Genomic DNA, 17,065 nt, shown 5'->3' on the forward strand with positions numbered 1-17,065 from the left:
GTGCTGCCCATGCTCCGGGCATGACGTGACCCGACGGGGCCGACGACGTGAACGGGGCGCACGCGCCGGGTGAACAACGCGGCGGCCCGTGCTGCGGGAGCCCGCATGCGGGAATCGTGCGGGGACCACCCAGGATCCGCCCGGTGGGACCGGTACGGTGAGCGCGTGGCTGACGCTCTCGAAGACTTCTACGCGATCATCCCCGCAGGGGGCATCGGATCGCGCCTGTGGCCGTTGTCGCGCGCGGACGCACCCAAGTTCCTGCACGACCTGACCGGTTCCGGCACCTCGCTGCTGCGGCAGACCTGGGACCGCCTGGCGCCGCTCGCCGGCGACCAGCGGATCATGGTCGTCACCGGCCGTGCGCACCGGGTCGCGGTGGAGTCGCAGCTGCCCGGCGTCGAGGACCACAACGTCGTGCTCGAGAGCGAGCCGAAGGACTCCACGGCGGCCATCGGCCTGGCCGCGGCGATCCTGGTGCGCCGCGAGCCCGACGTCGTCATCGGCTCCTTCGCGGCCGACCACGTGATCGGGGACGCCCGGGGCTTCCGCCGCTCGGTCCGCGAGGCCGTCGCCGTCGCACGCGCCGGCTACGTCACGACCATCGGCATCACCCCGACGGAGCCTGCGATCGGCTTCGGCTACATCAACGCCGACACCGCCGGACTCGACATCGAGGGCGCCCCCACCGCGCACGCCGTCAAGTCGTTCGTCGAGAAGCCGGACCTCGACACCGCCCGCTCCTACGTCGAGCAGGGCAACTACCTCTGGAACGCCGGCATGTTCATCGCCCGCGCCGACGTGCTGCTCGCCGAGATCGGCCGGACGAAGCCGGAGCTGCTGGCCGGGATCAACGAACTCGCGGACGCCTGGGACACCTCCGCTCGCGGCGCCGTCGTCGACGCCGTCTGGCCGATGCTCGAGAAGATCGCGATCGACTACACGGTCGCCGAGCCGGCAGCCGCGGCCGGACGCATGGCGGTCGTCCCCGGCGACTTCGACTGGGACGACGTGGGTGACTTCGCCTCGCTCGCCAAGCTGCAGTCCGGCGGCCGCCCGAACAACCTCGCCGTGCTCGGCGACGGTGCGCGCATCCTGGCGGATTCGTCGAGCGGCATCGTGATCTCGCACAGTCAGCGGCTCATCTCGCTCATCGGCGTCGAGGACATCGTCGTCGTGGACACCCCGGACGCCCTGCTCGTCACCACCAGCGCGAACGCGCAGCGGGTGAAGAGCGTGGTGGATGCGCTGAAGATCAGCGGCCGGGGCGACGTCCTGTAGCGCTCCACCGACAAACCCCTCGAACTGGGGGCGAGTGGGCCGCCTCGCGTTACGGGCGCGTTTCGGCGGGGTCGCGATCCCGTAACCGATCAGCAGGACCCCCGCAACGGGTCCTGTACCGGCCCGACGGTCGTGTACTGTCGCCACGATCGCCCGGAACGCACGTGGTCCGGGCACGCTCCCCGGAGGAACCAACCCGTGACATCTCGTACCCGACAGGTCGTCCTCAGCGGCCTCGCGCTCGCCGGCACCGTCGCCGTCCTCGCTGGCTGCGCCTCGGCGCCGTCCGACACCGAATCGGCGAACAAGACCGACTTCCGCCCCTGCATGGTCTCCGACGCCGGTGGGTTCGACGACAAGTCGTTCAACCAGCTCGGCTACGAAGGCATGAAGGACGCCGCCAAGGAGATCGGTGCCACCTACAAGGAGGCCGAGTCGAAGGACGCCACCGTCTACGACTCGAACATCGAGCAGCTCATCGGCCAGAACTGCAACCTCGTCGTGACCGTCGGCTTCAACCTCGCCGACGCCACGAAGAAGCAGGCCGCTGCGAACCCGGACACCGACTTCGCGATCATCGACGACAACTCGATCGACGCGGACAACGTCAAGCCGATCACGTTCGACACCTCGCAGGCGGCGTTCCTCGCCGGCTACGCGGCGGCGTCCTACTCGAAGAGCGGCGTCGTCGGCACGTTCGGTGGCATGCAGATCCCGACCGTCACCATCTTCATGGACGGCTTCGCGGACGGCGTGAAGTACTACAACGAGCAGAAGGACAAGGACGTCAAGGTCGTCGGCTGGAACGTCGACACCGGCAAGGGCTCCTTCACCGGTGGCTTCGAGGCCGGCACGCAGGCGAAGTCGGTCGCGCAGACGCTCCTCGACCAGGACGCCGACGTGATCCTGCCCGTCGGTGGCCCGATCTACCAGTCCGCTGCCGAGGCCATCAAGGACGCCGACAACGGCTCCGTCCTCATCGGTGCGGACAGCGACCTCTACGAGGCCGACCCCCGCTACAAGGACATCGCCTTCACCTCGGTCGAGAAGGGCATGCGCCCGGCCGTGAAGGACGTCGTCGAGCAGGCGGCTGACGACAAGTTCTCGAAGGACCCGTACGTGGGCACCCTCGAGAACGACGGCGTCGGCATCGCCCCGTTCCACGACTTCGAGTCCAAGGTCGACAAGGGCCTGCAGGGCGAGCTGGACGACGTGAAGGCCGGCATCATCGACGGCTCGATCAAGGTCAAGACCCAGTCCTGACCCGGTGAACGCGGGCGGGGGAGCATCCCTCGCCCGCGTTCTCGTGCGCCCGGGTGGCGCACACCACATCGTGCATCCGCGGGGTGCACGCGACATCGAGCGCCCGCGTGGCGCGCGCGAGACAGAAATAGACTCCCGAACATGAAGCTCGAACTCCGCGGCATCACCAAGCGGTTCGGCGCCCTGGTCGCCAACGACCACATCTCGCTCACCGTCGAGCCGGGTGAGGTCCACTGCCTCCTGGGTGAGAACGGCGCCGGCAAGTCCACCCTGATGAACGTCCTGTACGGCCTGTACGACGCCGACGAGGGCGAGATCCTGCTCGACGACGTGGTGCAGGACTTCGACGGCCCCGGTGACGCCATGCGCGCCGGCATCGGCATGGTGCATCAGCACTTCATGCTCGTACCCGTGTTCACCGTCGCCGAGAACGTCATGCTGGGGCAGGAGCAGACCACCTTCGGCGGGCGGCTCGACCTGGCCGGTGCCCGCAAGCGCGTGCAGGAGATCTCCGACCGCTTCGGGTTCGACGTCGACCCCGACGCCAAGGTCGAGGACCTGCCCGTCGGCGTGCAGCAGCGCGTCGAGATCATCAAGGCGCTGTCCCGCGACGCGTCCGTGCTGGTGTTCGACGAGCCGACGGCCGTCCTCACCCCGCAGGAGACCGACGAGCTGATGGGCATCATGCGCCAGCTCCGCGAAGCCGGCACCGCCATCGTGTTCATCACCCACAAGCTCCGCGAGGTGCGCGAGGTCGCCGACCGCATCACGGTCATCCGCCTCGGCAAGGTCGTCGGCGAGGCCTCGCCCACCGCGACGAACAACGAACTCGCCGCGCTCATGGTCGGCCGCGCCGTCTCGCTGGTCGTCGACAAGGAACCGTCGACCGGCGGCGCCGATGCCCTGGTCGTCGAGAACCTCACGGTCACCGACCCGTCCGGTATCGTCCTCGTCGACGACGTCTCGTTCACGGTGCGCCGCGGTGAGGTCCTGGCGATCGCCGGTGTGCAGGGCAACGGGCAGACCGAGCTCACCGAGGCGATCATCGGCCTCGAGCCCGTGCACGCCGGCCGCGTCACGCTCGACGGCAAGGAGCTCACCGGCCGCAGCGTCAAGCAGGTGCTCGACGCCGGCGTCGGCTTCGTGCCCGAGGACCGCAAGGAGGACGGGTTGGTCGGCGAGTTCACCATCGCCGAGAACCTCATGCTCGACCGTGCGGACCACGCCGAGTTCGTCCGCGCCGGCACGATCCGGTCGGCCGAGCGCGACGCCTTCGCCGACGCCAAGATCGCCGAGTTCGACATCCGCACGCCCGGTCGCACCACCGCGGCCGGCCGGCTGTCCGGCGGCAACCAGCAGAAGATCGTCCTCGCCCGCGAGCTGAGCCGCGAGCTGCGGCTGTTCGTCGCCGCGCAGCCCACCCGCGGCATCGACGTCGGTTCGATCGAGTTCGTCCACAAGCGCATCGTCGCCACCCGCGACACCGGCGTGCCGGTCATCGTCGTCTCCACCGAGCTCGACGAGGTCGTGGCCCTGGCCGACCGCATCGCCGTGATGTACCGCGGCGGCATCGTCGGCATCGTCCCCGCGACCACCCCCCGTGACGTCCTCGGCCTCATGATGGCCGGGGAACTCCCCGAAGGAACGGAGCTGGCCGCGTGACCACCCCACCGCCAGACAACACGCAGCAGCCAGCCCCCGAGGCGCCCATCACCGACGACCGTCTGCAGGAGGTCGAGTCGACCCCGCACCTCATGACGGACTCCGCCGAGGACACCGAGCGCCGCAACGGTGCCGGCGGCGATCGCTGGCAGGCCGCCCTGCAGGGGATCCTGAACGGCTCCGTGCTCGTCACGGTCCTCGCCGTCGTGCTGGCCCTCGTCGCGTGCGGCGTCCTCATCGCCCTGACCGACGAGAACGTCCGCGCCACCGCCGGGTACTTCTTCGCCCGCCCCACGGACATGCTCCAGGCGATCGGCACCGCGGTCGGCGGCGCGTACGCCTCGCTGTTCCAGGGCTCCGTGTTCAACTTCGGTGCCGAGTCGTTCCAGCAGGCGATCGTGCCGCTCACCCGCTCGGTCGACTACGCGGTCCCGCTCATCGCGGCCGGCCTCGGCGTCGCGCTCGCGTTCCGCGCCGGCCTGTTCAACATCGGCGGCCAGGGGCAGATCCTGATGGGTGCCGCTGCTGCCGGCTGGGTCGGGTTCTCGTTCGACCTGCCCGCCGCGGTCCACATCCCGCTCACCATCGTCGCCGGCATCGTCGGCGGTGCGGTCTGGGGCGGCATCGTCGGTCTGCTCAAGGCCCGGACCGGTGCGCACGAGGTGATCGTCACGATCATGCTCAACTACGTCGCGCTCTACCTGGTGAGCTACCTGCTCCGCACCCCCGGGCTGCTGCAGGCCCCCGGCAGCAGCAACCCGATCTCGCCCGCCACCAAGGAGAGCGCACTCCTGCCGCAGCTCTTCGGCGTGCGGTACGGCGTGGACCTCGGGTTCATCGTCGCGATCCTGGCCGTCGTCGTGGTCTGGTGGCTCGTCAACAAGTCGTCGCTCGGCTTCCGGTTCCGCACCATCGGTGAGAACCCCCGTGCCGCCCGCGTGGCCGGCATGAGCGTGCCGTCGCTGACCATCTGGGTGATGCTGATCTCCGGCGCGCTCGTGGGCATCGCCGGCGCCTACCAGGTGCAGGGCGCAGTCACCTCCGGCTTCACCTCGGGGATCGACGCCGGCATCGGCTTCGACGCCATCACCGTGGCCCTCCTCGGGCGCTCCAAGCCGTGGGGCGTGTTCTGGGCGGCGATCCTGTTCGGCGTGCTGAAGAACGGCGGGTACGCCATGCAGGCCGCCAACGGCATCCCGATCGACATCGTCGGGGTCATCCAGGCCCTCATCGTCCTCTTCATCGCGGCACCGCCGCTCGTCCGCGCGATCTTCCGGATCCCGCAGCCGGGTGCACGCAAGCGCACGAAGACGAGCAAGAACTCCAGGAAGGCGGTCGCCGCATGAGCACCCTCAGCCCCACCGCGGCCCCCGCGTCGCCGCTCGCGGACCGTCCGGTCGAGACCACCAGGAGCTGGAAGCTCCCGATCGGGTACGCCGTGTTCACGGTGCTCGCGGTCGTCTTCTTCGTCCTGCTCAGCCGGGCCGGCACCACGACGTTCCGGCTGGCGAACGCGGGTGACTTCTTCGCTCTGCCGGACGTACCGCTGCCCGCGGCCCCGACCGGCTACGTCGTCGTGCTCCTGCTGGCGATCGCGACGGTCTACGCCTTCGTCGAGGTCCGGGCGTCGCGGCACGTCCCGCTCTGGGTGACGTCGGTGTTCGCGATCGTGTTCGTCGTCGGGTTCCTCACCTGGGCCGCGGCCGGTGCCACGATCCCGCTGCCCGGCCTGCTCGTCGGTGCACTCGGCCTGAGCGTCCCGCTCGTGTTCGGTGCCCTCGGCGGCGTGATCTCCGAGCGCGTCGGCGTCGTCAACATCGCCATCGAGGGCCAGTTCCTCGCGGGAGCGTTCACCTCGGCGCTCATCGCGTCCATCACCGGCTCCGCGTGGGTCGGCCTCGTCGGTGCGCTCGTCGCGGGTGTGCTCGTGTCGTTCATCCTCGCGGCGTTCAGCATCAAGTACCTGGTCGACCAGGTCATCGTCGGTGTCGTCATCAACGCGTTCATCTCGGGCCTGACCGGCTTCCTGTACTCGCAGGTGCTGTCCCCGAACGAGGAGACGCTGAACATCGGCATCCGGTTCCCCCGGGTCGAGATCCCGCTGCTGCACCAGATCCCGGTCATCGGCCCGGTGTTCTTCGAGCAGACGGTCGTCGTCTACCTCGCCTACATCGCCGTCGCGGTGGTCACCTTCGGCCTGTTCAAGACCCGCTGGGGCCTGCGCCTCCGCGCGGTCGGCGAGCACCCGCAGGCAGCCGACACGGTCGGCATCAACGTCACGAGCACCCGGTTCTGGAACGTCTCCCTCGCCGGCGCGATCGCCGGCCTCGGCGGCGCGTACTTCACGCTCGACGCGACCGGTGGCTTCACGAAGGACATGACCGCCGGCGCGGGCTACATCGCACTGGCCGCCGTGATCTTCGGCCGCTGGGACCCGATCAAGGCAACGCTCGCAGCCCTGCTGTTCGGCTTCGCGTCGAACCTGCAGAACACGCTGAGCGCGACGCAGTCGCCGGTGCCGAGCGAGTTCCTGCTCATGCTCCCGTACGTGGTGACGATCTTCGCCGTCGCCGGCCTGGTCGGGCAGTCGCGCGGCCCCGCCGCGTCCGGCAAGCCCTACATCAAGAGCTAGTCCTGATCACACCGGCCTGGAGGCGCGACACATGACCCACACGAACGCCCAGGGTGACCAGGCGGTCACCGCCATCGACCCGGCAGACGCAGCCACGGGCCTCCCGGTCGACGACGTGGACTGGGGCGCCCTCCGGGACGCCGCCACGGCCGCGATGCGGCGCGCCTACGCGCCGTACTCGTCGTTCCCGGTGGGCGCCGCGGCGCTCACCGACGACGGCCGGATCGTCTCCGGCTGCAACATCGAGAACGCGAGCTACGGGGTGACGCTCTGCGCCGAGTGTTCGCTCGTGTCGCAGCTGCACATGACCGGCGGCGGCAAGCTCGTCGCGTTCACGTGCGTCGACGGCGACGGGGCGACCCTGATGCCGTGCGGCCGGTGCCGTCAGCTGCTGTTCGAGCACTCGACCGAGGGCATGCTCCTCGAGACCGTCTCGGGGATCCGCACCATCGACGAGGTCCTGCCGGACGCCTTCGGGCCGCGCACCCTCGCCACCTACCAGCAGGAGCACTGATCACATGGCCGTCGAGCCCTTCGACACCGTCGACCTCATCCGCACGAAGCGCTCCGGCGGCGCCCTGAGCACCGCCGAGGTCGACTGGCTCGTCGACGCGTACACCCGCGGCTACGTCGAGGACCCGCAGATGGCCGCGATGGCGATGGCGATCTTCCTGAACGGGATGGAGCGGCGCGAGATCAAGGACCTCACGCTCGCGATGATCGCGTCGGGGGAGCGGATGTCGTTCTCGTCGCTCGGCAAGACGACGGTCGACAAGCACTCCACCGGTGGCGTCGGCGACAAGATCACCCTGCCGCTGGCACCCCTGGTGGCGTCGTTCGGCGTCGCGGTGCCGCAGCTGTCCGGCCGCGGGCTCGGGCACACCGGTGGCACGCTCGACAAGCTCGAGTCGATCCCCGGGTGGCAGGCGTCCATCTCGAACGACCGCATGATGCAGGTGCTGCAGGACGTCGGCGCGGTCATCTGCGCGGCCGGGTCCGGCCTGGCCCCCGCGGACAAGAAGCTCTACGCGCTCCGCGACATCACCGGCACGGTCGAGTGCATCCCGCTCATCGCCTCGAGCATCATGTCGAAGAAGATCGCCGAGGGCACCGGTGCGCTCGTGCTCGACGTCAAGTTCGGTTCCGGCGCGTTCATGCCGACCTACGAGGCGTCCAGGGAGCTCGCGCAGACGATGGTCGACCTCGGCAACGACGCCGGGGTCGCGACCTCGGCGCTGCTGACCGACATGGAGGTCCCGCTCGGGCTGACGATCGGCAACGCGCTCGAGGTGCGGGAGTCGGTCGAGGTGCTCGCCGGCGGCGGCCCCGCCGACGTCGTCGAGCTGACCGTGGCGCTCGCGACCGAGATGCTCACGCTGGCCGGACTGCCCGACGCCGATCCCGCCGCGGCACTCGCGGACGGTCGCGCCATGGACACCTGGCGTCGGATGATCGAGGCGCAGGGCGGGGACCCGTCCGCCGCGTTGCCCGTGGCGCGCGAACAGCACGTCGTCACCGCGCCGACCTCCGGGGTCCTCACGCAGCAGGACGCGCTGCCGTTCGGCGTCTCGGCCTGGCGGCTCGGGGCCGGTCGTGCCCGCGCGCAGGACCCGGTGCAGGCCGGTGCGGGCATCGAGCTCCACCTCAAGCCGGGGGACACCGTGACCGAGGGGCAGCCGCTCTGGACGCTGCACTCCGACGACGCGTCGCGGATCCCGCGCGCGCTGGAGTCGCTCGAGGGTGCGTGGACCATCGGCCCGGCGGACTCCGCCACGGTCGCACGAGGGCCGATCGTGCGTGAGCGCATCGGGTCCTGAACCCGGCCACGCGACCGGCCGGAGGCTCCCTGCACACCTGTGGGGAGCCTCCAGTGTCTTCCGTTGTGGGTTGTGCACAGGTGCCTGCGCGGCGGCGGTGACCACCGATAGCCTGGGGGCATGAGCGCCGACGCCCCGACCTACCGCCTGCCCGACGCCGGGGCGGTCATCAACGACCTGCCGAAGGTCTCGCTGCACGACCACCTCGACGGCGGTCTGCGTCCCGCGACCATCGTCGAGCTCGCGGCCTCGGCGGGTGTGTCGCTCCCCACCACCGACCCGGCCGAGCTCGGGCAGTGGTTCGCCGATCAGTCGAACTCCGGCTCGCTCGTCGAGTACCTGAAGACCTTCGACGTCACCACGTCGGTGATGCAGACGGCCCCGCAGCTGACGCGCATCGCCCGCGAGTTCGTCGAGGACCTGGTCGCCGACGGCGTCGTCTACGGCGAGGTCCGCTGGGCGCCCGAGCAGCACCTGCAGGGCGGGCTCACCCTCGACCAGACGGTGGAGGCCGTGCAGGCCGGCATCGAGGAAGCCGTCGACGCCGCCGGCGGGCGCATCCGCGTCGGCCAGCTCGTCACCGCGATGCGGCACGCCGACCGGTCGCTCGAGATCGCCGAGCTCGCCGTCCGCCACCGCGACGCCGGGGTCGTCGGCTTCGACATCGCCGGTGCCGAAGCCGGGTTCCCCGCCTCGAACCACCGCGCCGCCTTCGACTACCTGGCGTCCGAACTGTTCCCCGTCACCGTCCACGCGGGCGAGGCCGACGGGCTCGCCTCGATCCGCTCCGCGCTCGTCGACGGCCGGGCGCTCCGTCTCGGGCACGGCGTCCGCATCTTCGAGGACGTCGCCCTGTCCGACGCCGGGGACGGCTCGACGCTGGCCTCCCTGGGCGAGGTCGCCTCGTGGGTCCGTGACCGCGAGATCCCGCTCGAGGTCTCGCCGTCGTCAAACCTGCAGACCGGTGCGATCGCCGCGTGGGGCGACGACCTCGCCGACCACCCGTTCGACGTGCTCTACCAGCTCGGCTTCCGCGTCACGGTGAACACCGACAACCGCCTGATGAGCGGGACCTCGCTGTCGAAGGAGCTCGCGCTGCTGGCGGGCACGTTCGGCTACGACCTCGACGACCTGGCCGCGTTCCAGATCAACGCCGCGCTCGGGTCGTTCCTGCCGCTCGAGGACCGCGAGGAGATCATCGCCACCATCACGGCCGGGTACCAGGAGGCCTGACGCATGGGACTGCCACCGCTGCCGGACACCGCCGTCCTCCTCGGTGCGGACGCGCCCGCGTGGCGTGACGCGATGCGCCTGGTCGGCGGTGCGCTCGTCGCCTCCGGTACCACCACCGACGAGTACACCGACGCCATGATCGGGATGGTCGAGGAACACGGGCCGTACATCGTCATCTCGCCGGGGCTCGCGTTCGCGCACGCACGGCCCGGTGGCGCCGTGGTGCGGGACGGGCTCGCGATCGTGACGCTCGCGTCGCCGGTGGCGTTCGGGCACCCGCACAACGACCCCGTGCGCGTGGTGCTCGGGCTCGCGGTGGCCGAGGTCGGCACCCACCTCGAGTCGATCGGCGAGATCGCGAACCTGTTCAACGACGCCACCGTCACCGGGCGGATCGCGGCGGCGACCACGGCGGACGAGGTCCGCGCGATCATGGGGGTCTCCGCGTGAAGATCGTGACCATCTGCGGTGCCGGCATCGGGTCGAGCGGCATCCTCAAGGTGAACGCCGAGAAGGCGCTGGACGCCCTCGGGCTGTCGGCGTCGGTCGTCGCGGCGGACGTCGCCTCGGTGCGGGACGTCTCCGACGACGCCAACGTGATCCTGACGAGTCAGGAGTTCGTGGAGGCGATCGGTGACACCTACGCCGAGGTCATCGTGATCAAGAACCACTTCGACCAGGGCGAGATCACGGCGGCGGTGGACCGGGCCCTCGGCGAGCACTGAGGCGGGCTGCGCCGTCAACGCCCGTCCCGTGCGGTGCCCTCGTCGCTCGCCCTTTAGAGTTGGGCCATGAGCACCGAGAACCCGCTGAACGACCCCGCTGCCGACCCGTTCGAGGTCGCGCGGGCCGCCGCAGCCGCCATCGCCGAACAGTCCGGCATCGAGCGGCACGACATCGCCCTGACCCTCGGGTCGGGCTGGGGCAAGGCCGCCGACATCATCGGCGAGACCGTGTCCGAGATCCCGGCGGACCAGGTCCCCGGGTTCAGCGCCTCAGCCGTCCCCGGCCACTCCGGCACGATCCGGTCGATCCGCCTCGCCGACGGCCGCCACGCGCTCGTCATCGGCGCCCGCACGCACTACTACGAGGGGCACGGGGTCCGTCGGGTCGTGCACAGCGTCCGCACGGCCGCGGCGACCGGTGCCTCGATCATGGTGCTGACCAACGGTGCCGGCGGCATCAAGGAGCACTGGACCCCGGGCACCCCGGTGCTCATCAGCGACCACATCAACCTGACCGCCGACAGCCCGCTCGAGGGCGCGACGTTCATCGACCTGACCGACCTGTACTCGGCGCGTCTGCGCGAGCTGGCGCGGACGGTCGACCCGTCGCTGGACGAGGGCGTGTACACGCAGTTCCGCGGCCCGCACTACGAGACCCCGGCCGAGGTCCAGATGGCGAAGACCATCGGCGGACACATCGTCGGCATGTCGACCGCGCTCGAGGCCATCGCGGCCCGTCAGGCCGGCATGGAGGTCCTCGGGTTCTCGCTCATCACGAACCTGGCCGCGGGCATCCAGAAGACCCCGCTGTCGCACACCGAGGTGCTCGAGGCCGGCAAGCAGGCCGAGCCGGTGATCGCGGACCTGCTCGCACGCGTGGTCGCCGCTCTCGGGCAGCCGGCGTCGTGAAGCTCGACCTCGACCAGGTGCTCGGCACCGCGCGGGCGTGGCTGGCGCAGGACCCCGACCCCGAGACCCGCGACGAGCTGGCCGCGGCGATCGACGCGGCGGCCGACGGTGACGGTCCCGCTGTCCGGGCGCTCGCCGAGCGGTTCGACGGCCGGCTGCAGTTCGGCACCGCCGGACTCCGCGCGGAGCTCGGCTGGGGCCCGCTGCGGATGAACCGGGTCGTCGTGACCCAGGCCGCTGCGGGTCTTGCGCGGTTCCTCGTCGACACCGGGCGCTCGCGCAGCGTCGTGATCGGCTACGACGGCCGGGTGAACTCGGACGTCTTCGCACGTGACTCGGCCGAGGTCATGCGCGGCCTCGGGCTCGAGGTCACGCTGCTGCCCTCGGCCCTGCCGACGCCGGTCCTGGCGTTCGCCGTCCGGCACCTCGACGTCGGTGCCGGCGTCATGGTCACCGCGAGCCACAATCCGCCCCGGGACAACGGGTACAAGGTCTACCTCGGCCAGGACGACGACGGGTCGCAGATCGTGCCGCCCGTCGACGGCGAGATCGCGGACGCCATCGACGCCGTCGCCACCGGGTCGATCGCCGACCTGCCGCGCGGCAAGGACTACACCGTCGCGTCCTCGGCCCTGGTCGACGCCTACGTGGCCGCCACGGCCGCGATCGTGCCCGCTCCGGCACGCGGGGTCGACGAGCAGCCGAAGGTCGTCTACACGGCCATGCACGGCGTCGGGTGGGAGACCGCTCGTGCGGTGTTCGCCGCGGCCGGGTTCGCCGAGCCCGCGGTGGTGCCTGAGCAGATCGATCCAGACGGTGCGTTCCCGACGGTGTCGTTCCCGAACCCCGAGGAGCCGGGCGCGATGGACCTGGCGATCGCCCGCGGTCTCGCCGTCGGCGCCGACCTGGTGATCGCGAACGACCCCGATGCCGACCGGCTCGCACTCGCGATCCCGACGGCCTCGGACGCCGGTGCGCCGTCCTACCGCCGGCTCTCGGGCAACGAGGTCGGCTGGCTGCTCGGGTGGCGGGCCGCCGCGCGGGCGTCCGAGTCCGGCGTGACCGGCACGCTCGCCGCGTCGATCGTGTCCTCGCCGGCCCTGGCCCGGGTGGCAGCACGTCACGGGCTGGAGTACCGGGACACCCTGACCGGCTTCAAGTGGGTCTCCCGGATCCCCGGGCTGCTGTTCGGCTACGAGGAGGCGCTGGGCTACCTCGTCGACCCGTCGGTCGTCCGCGACAAGGACGGCATCTCGGCGGCGCTGGAGCTGCTGTCCCTCGCCGACGAGCTCGCAGCGTCGGGCTCGACGATCGCCGACCACCTCGAGGCCTTCGCCGCCGAGTTCGGGGCGTTCGCCTCGGGGCAGGTCGCGACCCGTGTGGACGACCTGTCGCGCATCGGCGAGATCATGGCGTCGCTCCGGTCCACGCCGCCGACTTCCCTCGGTGGGCTCGACGTGCACACCGTGACCGACTACGCCGACGGGGTACAGGGCTTCCCGCCCTCGGACATCCTGCGTTACGACCTGTCCGGCGACGCCAGGGTGATCGTCCGGCCGAGCGGGACCGAGCCGAAGGTGAAGGTCTACATCGACACGGTCGCGGACACCGCCGCCGAGGCGCAGCGCCTGGTCGACGCCCTCGCCGACTCGGTGCGCCCCCTGGTCTCGTAGGGCGGCGCGGGCGGTTCCGCTCGTTCGTGTTGCGCCCCGTTGCGGGCATCGCGCCCCGACTCTTCGGGGCGCGATGCCCGCAACGAGGTGCGGTGCCCCATGGCCTCTCCACAGATCGCGCAGACCCCGCTCCCGATGGACCGTGCGTCGCGATCATCGGAGCATGGACCACGAACCCATCTCGACCGTCGGCCTCGCGCAGGACCCCGGTCGTGCGTCGGCGATCCGTCGCGCAGCGGATGCCGGCACCCTCATCCGGGTGCACCGTGGCACGTACGTCGGGTCGGGCGAGTGGGCGTCCATGACGGGACGCGAACGACATGGCATGCTCGTGCGGAGTGTGCTCGCCGGCGGGATGGGCTCGGTCGTGGTGTCACACCGGTCAGCGGTCGCCATGCTCGGACTCCCGTGGATCGGGGCGTTCGGCGAGCGTGTCACGGTGACCGACCCGTCCCGGGACCGGGGCCAGGTCAAGCGGAGCATCCAACGCATCGGCAGCGCCGGCCGGCGACCGTCCTCGGTCGAGGTCGACGGTGTGCCCGTCACGACCTTGACCGAGACGGCGGTCGACGTCGCCCTTCGCGAACACCCGTGGCGTGCCATCGTCGTGCTCGACGCGGTGCTGCGGCGCGGCGTCGAGCGGCCGGCGATCCTCGAAACGCTCGGGAGTCGCCGTGCTCGCGGGCATCGACGCGCGCGGGAACTGGTCGAGCACGCGGATCCGCTCGCCGACTCACCGGGTGAGAGCATCACCCGGTGGGGTGCGCACGTGCTCGGCGCTCCGGGCCCGGTACTGCAGCAGGAGTTCCGGCACGACGGCCTGCTCCGCGATCGGGTGGACCTGTGGTTCGCGGAAGCCGGGGTGATCGTCGAGTTCGACGGCCGGGTGAAGTACGACGACCCGCGGCGGGGGCGGACGGCGGCAGACGCCCTGGTCGACGAGAAGCGCCGGGAGGACCGTCTCCGCCGCCGTCGCGAGGTCAACGGCTTCGCACGGGTGATGTGGTCGGACGCGATGCCCGCGGGGCAGCTCCCCCGGGTGCTGCACGATGCCGGGGTGCCGCTCGGTCCGAACTGGGGTACTGCCTGGCGTCATGCTGCGAGCCGCGCCCTCTGACGGTCGTCGCGCCCCGAAGAGTCGGGGTGCGATGACCGTCAGAGGGTGCACATCGAACTGACGGCGAGAAGGAGCGCCCGCGCTACGCCAGCTCGAGCAGCACGTGACCGGACGAGACCGTCTGGCCGACAGGGGCGTTCAAGCCGGTGACGACGCCGTCCTTGTGGGCCTGCACGGGCTGCTCCATCTTCATGGCCTCGAGCACGACGAGCAGGTCGCCCTTCACCACGGTGTCACCCTCGGCGACCGCGAGCTTCACCACGGTGGCCTGCATCGGCGACGCCACGGACGACCCGGACTTCGCCAGACCCCCACGGACGGCCGACGAGCGGCGCTTCGGGGGAGCGGTGGGGCCGGCGGGACGACGACCGGCGAGACCGGCACCGGCAGCACCGCCACCGACGATCGACGGCATGGTGACCTCGATGCGCTTGCCCTGCACCTCGACGACGACGCTCTCGCGCGCAGCCGGGGCCGGCAGTTCCTCGGGGGAGCCGCTCCACGCCGGGATGTCGTTGACGAAGTCGGTCTCGATCCACTGCGTGTAGATGCTGAACGGCTCGTCGTCGGCCGTCGCGAACGCCGGGTCCGACACCACGGCACGGTGGAAGGGGAGCACGGTCGGCAGGCCGGTGACCTCGAACTCGGCCAGCGCCCGCCGGGACCGCTCGAGCGCCTCGGCACGGGTGGCGCCGGTGACGATGAGCTTCGCGAGCATCGAGTCGAACGAGCCGGACACGACGTCGCCGGAGACGACACCCGAGTCGACACGGACGCCGGGGCCGGACGGCGCGTTGAACGCGTGCACGGGGCCGGGCGCGGGGAAGAAGTTGCGACCCGGGTCCTCGCCGTTGATGCGGAACTCGAACGAGTGTCCCCGCGGCGTGGGGTCCGAGTAGTCGAGCACGCCACCCTCGGCGATGCGGAACTGCTCGCGCACCAGGTCGATGCCGGTGACCTCTTCAGAGACGCAGTGCTCGACCTGCAGGCGGGTGTTCACCTCGAGGAACGACACGGTGCCGTCGGCGCCGATGAGGAACTCGCAGGTGCCGGCACCGACGTAGCCGACCTCGCGCAGGATCGCCTTCGACGACTCGTACAGCGCGGTCTCCTGCTCGGGCGTCAGGTAGGGCGCCGGGGCTTCCTCGACGAGCTTCTGGTGGCGGCGCTGCAGCGAGCAGTCGCGTGTGGAGACCACGACGACGTTGCCGTGCTCGTCGGCCAGGCACTGGGTCTCGACGTGGCGCGGCTTGTCCAGGTACTTCTCGACGAAGCACTCGCCGCGACCGAACGCGGCGATCGCCTCACGTGTGGCGGACTCGAAGAGCTCCTCGACCGAGGCACGGTCGCGGACGACCTTCAGACCACGACCGCCACCGCCGAACGCCGCCTTGATCGCGACGGGCAGACCGACCTGGTCGACGAAGTCGAAGACCTCGGAGACGTCCTGCACGGGCTCGATGGTGCCGGGGGCGAGCGGTGCGCCCACCTTCTCGGCGACGTGTCGCGCGGAGACCTTGTCGCCGAGGCGCTCGATCGACTCAGGCGACGGGCCGATCCAGACGAGCCCGGCGTCGATGACGGCGCGCGCGAAGTCGGCGTTCTCGGCGAGGAACCCGTAGCCCGGGTGCACGGCGTCTGCGCCGGAGCGGCGGGCGACCGAGATGATCTTGTCGATGACGAGGTACGTGTCGGCGCTCGTGGTGCCGTTCAGCGCGTAGGCCTCGTCGGCGAGGCGGGCGTGCAGGGCGTCACGGTCCTGGTCGGCGTAGACCGCGACCGATGCCTTGCCCGCGTCGCGGGCCGCTCGGATGATGCGGACGGCGATCTCGCCGCGGTTCGCGATGAGGACCTTGCTGATACGGGGCATGACACATCAGCGTATTCGTGCGGCGGGAGTGCGTTTTGACTGGCACCCACAAAGAACCACCCCGAAGAGGTGCGGATGTCTACAGCGACCAGAGGTCGTGCCAGGCGATGCCGAAGCCCCGGAGCAGCATCGAGCGCAGCACCGGCAGGGACATCCCGATCACAGCGGACGGGGCTCCGTCGATCCGTGTGATGTACGCCGCGGCTCGGCCGTCGATGGTGAACGCGCCCGCGACCTCGAGCGGTTCGCCGGTCGCGACGTACGCGTCGATCTCGTCGACGGACACGTCGTCGGCGAAGGTCAGCACCGCGCTGTCGACCGCGACCACGCGGTCGCCGTCGGCGGCCAGCGCCGACCCGCCGGGCGCGACGTCGCCCAGCTGCGGGACGCCGGCAGGGGACGTGACCAGCGACCGGACGGGAGGCACGGTGCGGGCCCGTGCCGCGCCTCCAGGCCGCTCCGTGGTCGGGTCCAGGTCCCGGCGCCGGTCGTCGCGTCGTCGATCGATCGCGCAGTGTCCGCTCCACAGCGTCCCGCCGCCGGCGGCCAGCATCTGCCGCCAGCGCTCCCGGGCGAGGGCGGGGTCGTGCGGCTTGCCGTACAGCTGCCCGTCGACCTCGAACGCGGAGTCCCCGCCGAACACCACCCCGTCGACCGGCGACCCGGCGACCGCGGAGTCGGCGACTGCGGACGCCTTCGCGACGGCGAGGAGCGAGACGAGTTCCGGACCGGTCAGGTCACGGCCGAGCGATGCTGCGGCGGCGGTGCCGACGGCGTCCTCGTCGACCCCGGGGGACACGAGCACGGGTTCGATCCCGGACTGGGCGAGGAGTGCTCGGCGGGCGGGGGATGTACTCGCGAGGTACAGACGCATGGGACCATC

At 71.0% G+C, this 17,065-nt stretch carries 15 protein-coding genes; 13 read left to right on the forward strand and 2 right to left on the reverse strand.

Annotated elements, in window-relative coordinates; all coding sequences use genetic code 11:
- Positions 1–165 precede the first annotated feature (165 nt).
- The 13 genes from KK097_RS01980 (at position 166) to KK097_RS02040 (ending at position 14,312) form a co-directional block, all read left to right on the forward strand.
- Positions 166–1,281, forward strand: a complete 1,116-nt coding sequence (locus KK097_RS01980) for a mannose-1-phosphate guanylyltransferase (protein ID WP_214528432.1) — start codon at positions 166–168, stop codon at positions 1,279–1,281.
- 198 nt (positions 1,282–1,479) lie between these two features.
- Positions 1,480–2,544 carry a BMP family lipoprotein gene (locus tag KK097_RS01985; RefSeq protein WP_214543533.1) on the forward strand — a complete coding sequence of 355 codons (1,065 nt, stop codon included), beginning with the start codon at positions 1,480–1,482 and terminating at the stop codon, positions 2,542–2,544.
- A 141-nt stretch (positions 2,545–2,685) separates the two neighbouring features.
- Complete coding sequence (locus KK097_RS01990) at positions 2,686–4,206, forward strand: ABC transporter ATP-binding protein (protein ID WP_214543534.1); 1,521 nt, start codon at positions 2,686–2,688, stop codon at positions 4,204–4,206.
- Positions 4,203–5,552 carry an ABC transporter permease gene (locus KK097_RS01995; protein WP_214543535.1) on the forward strand — a complete coding sequence of 450 codons (1,350 nt, stop codon included), beginning with the start codon at positions 4,203–4,205 and terminating at the stop codon, positions 5,550–5,552. Before KK097_RS01990 ends, KK097_RS01995 begins: the two co-directional genes overlap by 4 nt.
- Entirely contained in the window at positions 5,549–6,838 is a 1,290-nt protein-coding gene (locus KK097_RS02000; RefSeq protein ID WP_214543536.1) for an ABC transporter permease, read from the forward strand. The genes KK097_RS01995 and KK097_RS02000 overlap by 4 nt, the downstream gene beginning before the upstream one ends.
- Before the next feature lie 31 nt (positions 6,839–6,869).
- Complete coding sequence (locus KK097_RS02005; RefSeq protein WP_250896354.1) at positions 6,870–7,352, forward strand: cytidine deaminase; 483 nt, start codon at positions 6,870–6,872, stop codon at positions 7,350–7,352.
- 4 nt (positions 7,353–7,356) lie between these two features.
- Positions 7,357–8,655 carry a thymidine phosphorylase gene (locus KK097_RS02010; RefSeq protein WP_214543537.1) on the forward strand — a complete coding sequence of 433 codons (1,299 nt, stop codon included), beginning with the start codon at positions 7,357–7,359 and terminating at the stop codon, positions 8,653–8,655.
- A gap of 120 nt (positions 8,656–8,775) precedes the next feature.
- Positions 8,776–9,888: an adenosine deaminase gene (locus KK097_RS02015; protein WP_214528421.1), complete on the forward strand. Its 1,113-nt coding sequence runs from the start codon at positions 8,776–8,778 to the stop codon at positions 9,886–9,888.
- 3 nt (positions 9,889–9,891) lie between these two features.
- Positions 9,892–10,338 carry a PTS sugar transporter subunit IIA gene (locus KK097_RS02020; RefSeq protein ID WP_214543538.1) on the forward strand — a complete coding sequence of 149 codons (447 nt, stop codon included), beginning with the start codon at positions 9,892–9,894 and terminating at the stop codon, positions 10,336–10,338.
- The gene (locus KK097_RS02025) at positions 10,335–10,613 is read left to right on the forward strand and encodes a PTS sugar transporter subunit IIB (RefSeq protein ID WP_110892706.1); all 279 of its coding nucleotides are present in this window, start codon (positions 10,335–10,337) and stop codon (positions 10,611–10,613) included. Before KK097_RS02020 ends, KK097_RS02025 begins: the two co-directional genes overlap by 4 nt.
- Before the next feature lie 66 nt (positions 10,614–10,679).
- The gene (locus KK097_RS02030) at positions 10,680–11,522 is read left to right on the forward strand and encodes a purine-nucleoside phosphorylase (protein WP_214543539.1); all 843 of its coding nucleotides are present in this window, start codon (positions 10,680–10,682) and stop codon (positions 11,520–11,522) included.
- Positions 11,519–13,195 (forward strand): phospho-sugar mutase, encoded by a 1,677-nt coding sequence (locus KK097_RS02035; protein ID WP_214543540.1) that lies wholly within the window; start codon positions 11,519–11,521, stop codon positions 13,193–13,195. The genes KK097_RS02030 and KK097_RS02035 overlap by 4 nt, the downstream gene beginning before the upstream one ends.
- A 163-nt stretch (positions 13,196–13,358) precedes the next feature.
- Positions 13,359–14,312, forward strand: coding sequence for a type IV toxin-antitoxin system AbiEi family antitoxin (locus KK097_RS02040; RefSeq protein ID WP_214543541.1), 954 nt, complete (start codon positions 13,359–13,361; stop codon positions 14,310–14,312).
- 82 nt (positions 14,313–14,394) lie between these two features.
- Here KK097_RS02040 and KK097_RS02045 read toward each other — a convergent pair whose 3' ends face one another.
- The gene (locus tag KK097_RS02045) at positions 14,395–16,182 is read right to left on the reverse strand and encodes an acetyl/propionyl/methylcrotonyl-CoA carboxylase subunit alpha (protein WP_214543542.1); all 1,788 of its coding nucleotides are present in this window, start codon (positions 16,180–16,182) and stop codon (positions 14,395–14,397) included.
- 79 nt (positions 16,183–16,261) lie between these two features.
- The gene (locus KK097_RS02050; protein ID WP_214543543.1) at positions 16,262–17,056 is read right to left on the reverse strand and encodes a Maf family protein; all 795 of its coding nucleotides are present in this window, start codon (positions 17,054–17,056) and stop codon (positions 16,262–16,264) included.
- Positions 17,057–17,065: the final 9 nt, after the last annotated feature.

This window comes from Curtobacterium flaccumfaciens (assembly GCF_018598405.1).
Lineage (GTDB): Bacteria > Actinomycetota > Actinomycetes > Actinomycetales > Microbacteriaceae > Curtobacterium > Curtobacterium aurantiacum.

Coding starts and splice junctions, on each gene's coding strand:
- KK097_RS02010 (WP_214543537.1), top strand. CDS start 7,357: ATGGCCGTCGAGCCCTTCGACACCGTCGACCTCATCCGCACGAAGCGC.
- KK097_RS02020 (WP_214543538.1), top strand. CDS start 9,892: ATGGGACTGCCACCGCTGCCGGACACCGCCGTCCTCCTCGGTGCGGAC.
- KK097_RS02050 (WP_214543543.1), bottom strand. CDS start 17,056: ATGCGTCTGTACCTCGCGAGTACATCCCCCGCCCGCCGAGCACTCCTC.
- KK097_RS02005 (WP_250896354.1), top strand. CDS start 6,870: ATGACCCACACGAACGCCCAGGGTGACCAGGCGGTCACCGCCATCGAC.
- KK097_RS01990 (WP_214543534.1), top strand. CDS start 2,686: ATGAAGCTCGAACTCCGCGGCATCACCAAGCGGTTCGGCGCCCTGGTC.
- KK097_RS02030 (WP_214543539.1), top strand. CDS start 10,680: ATGAGCACCGAGAACCCGCTGAACGACCCCGCTGCCGACCCGTTCGAG.
- KK097_RS02040 (WP_214543541.1), top strand. CDS start 13,359: ATGGACCACGAACCCATCTCGACCGTCGGCCTCGCGCAGGACCCCGGT.
- KK097_RS02045 (WP_214543542.1), bottom strand. CDS start 16,182: ATGCCCCGTATCAGCAAGGTCCTCATCGCGAACCGCGGCGAGATCGCC.
- KK097_RS02015 (WP_214528421.1), top strand. CDS start 8,776: ATGAGCGCCGACGCCCCGACCTACCGCCTGCCCGACGCCGGGGCGGTC.
- KK097_RS02000 (WP_214543536.1), top strand. CDS start 5,549: ATGAGCACCCTCAGCCCCACCGCGGCCCCCGCGTCGCCGCTCGCGGAC.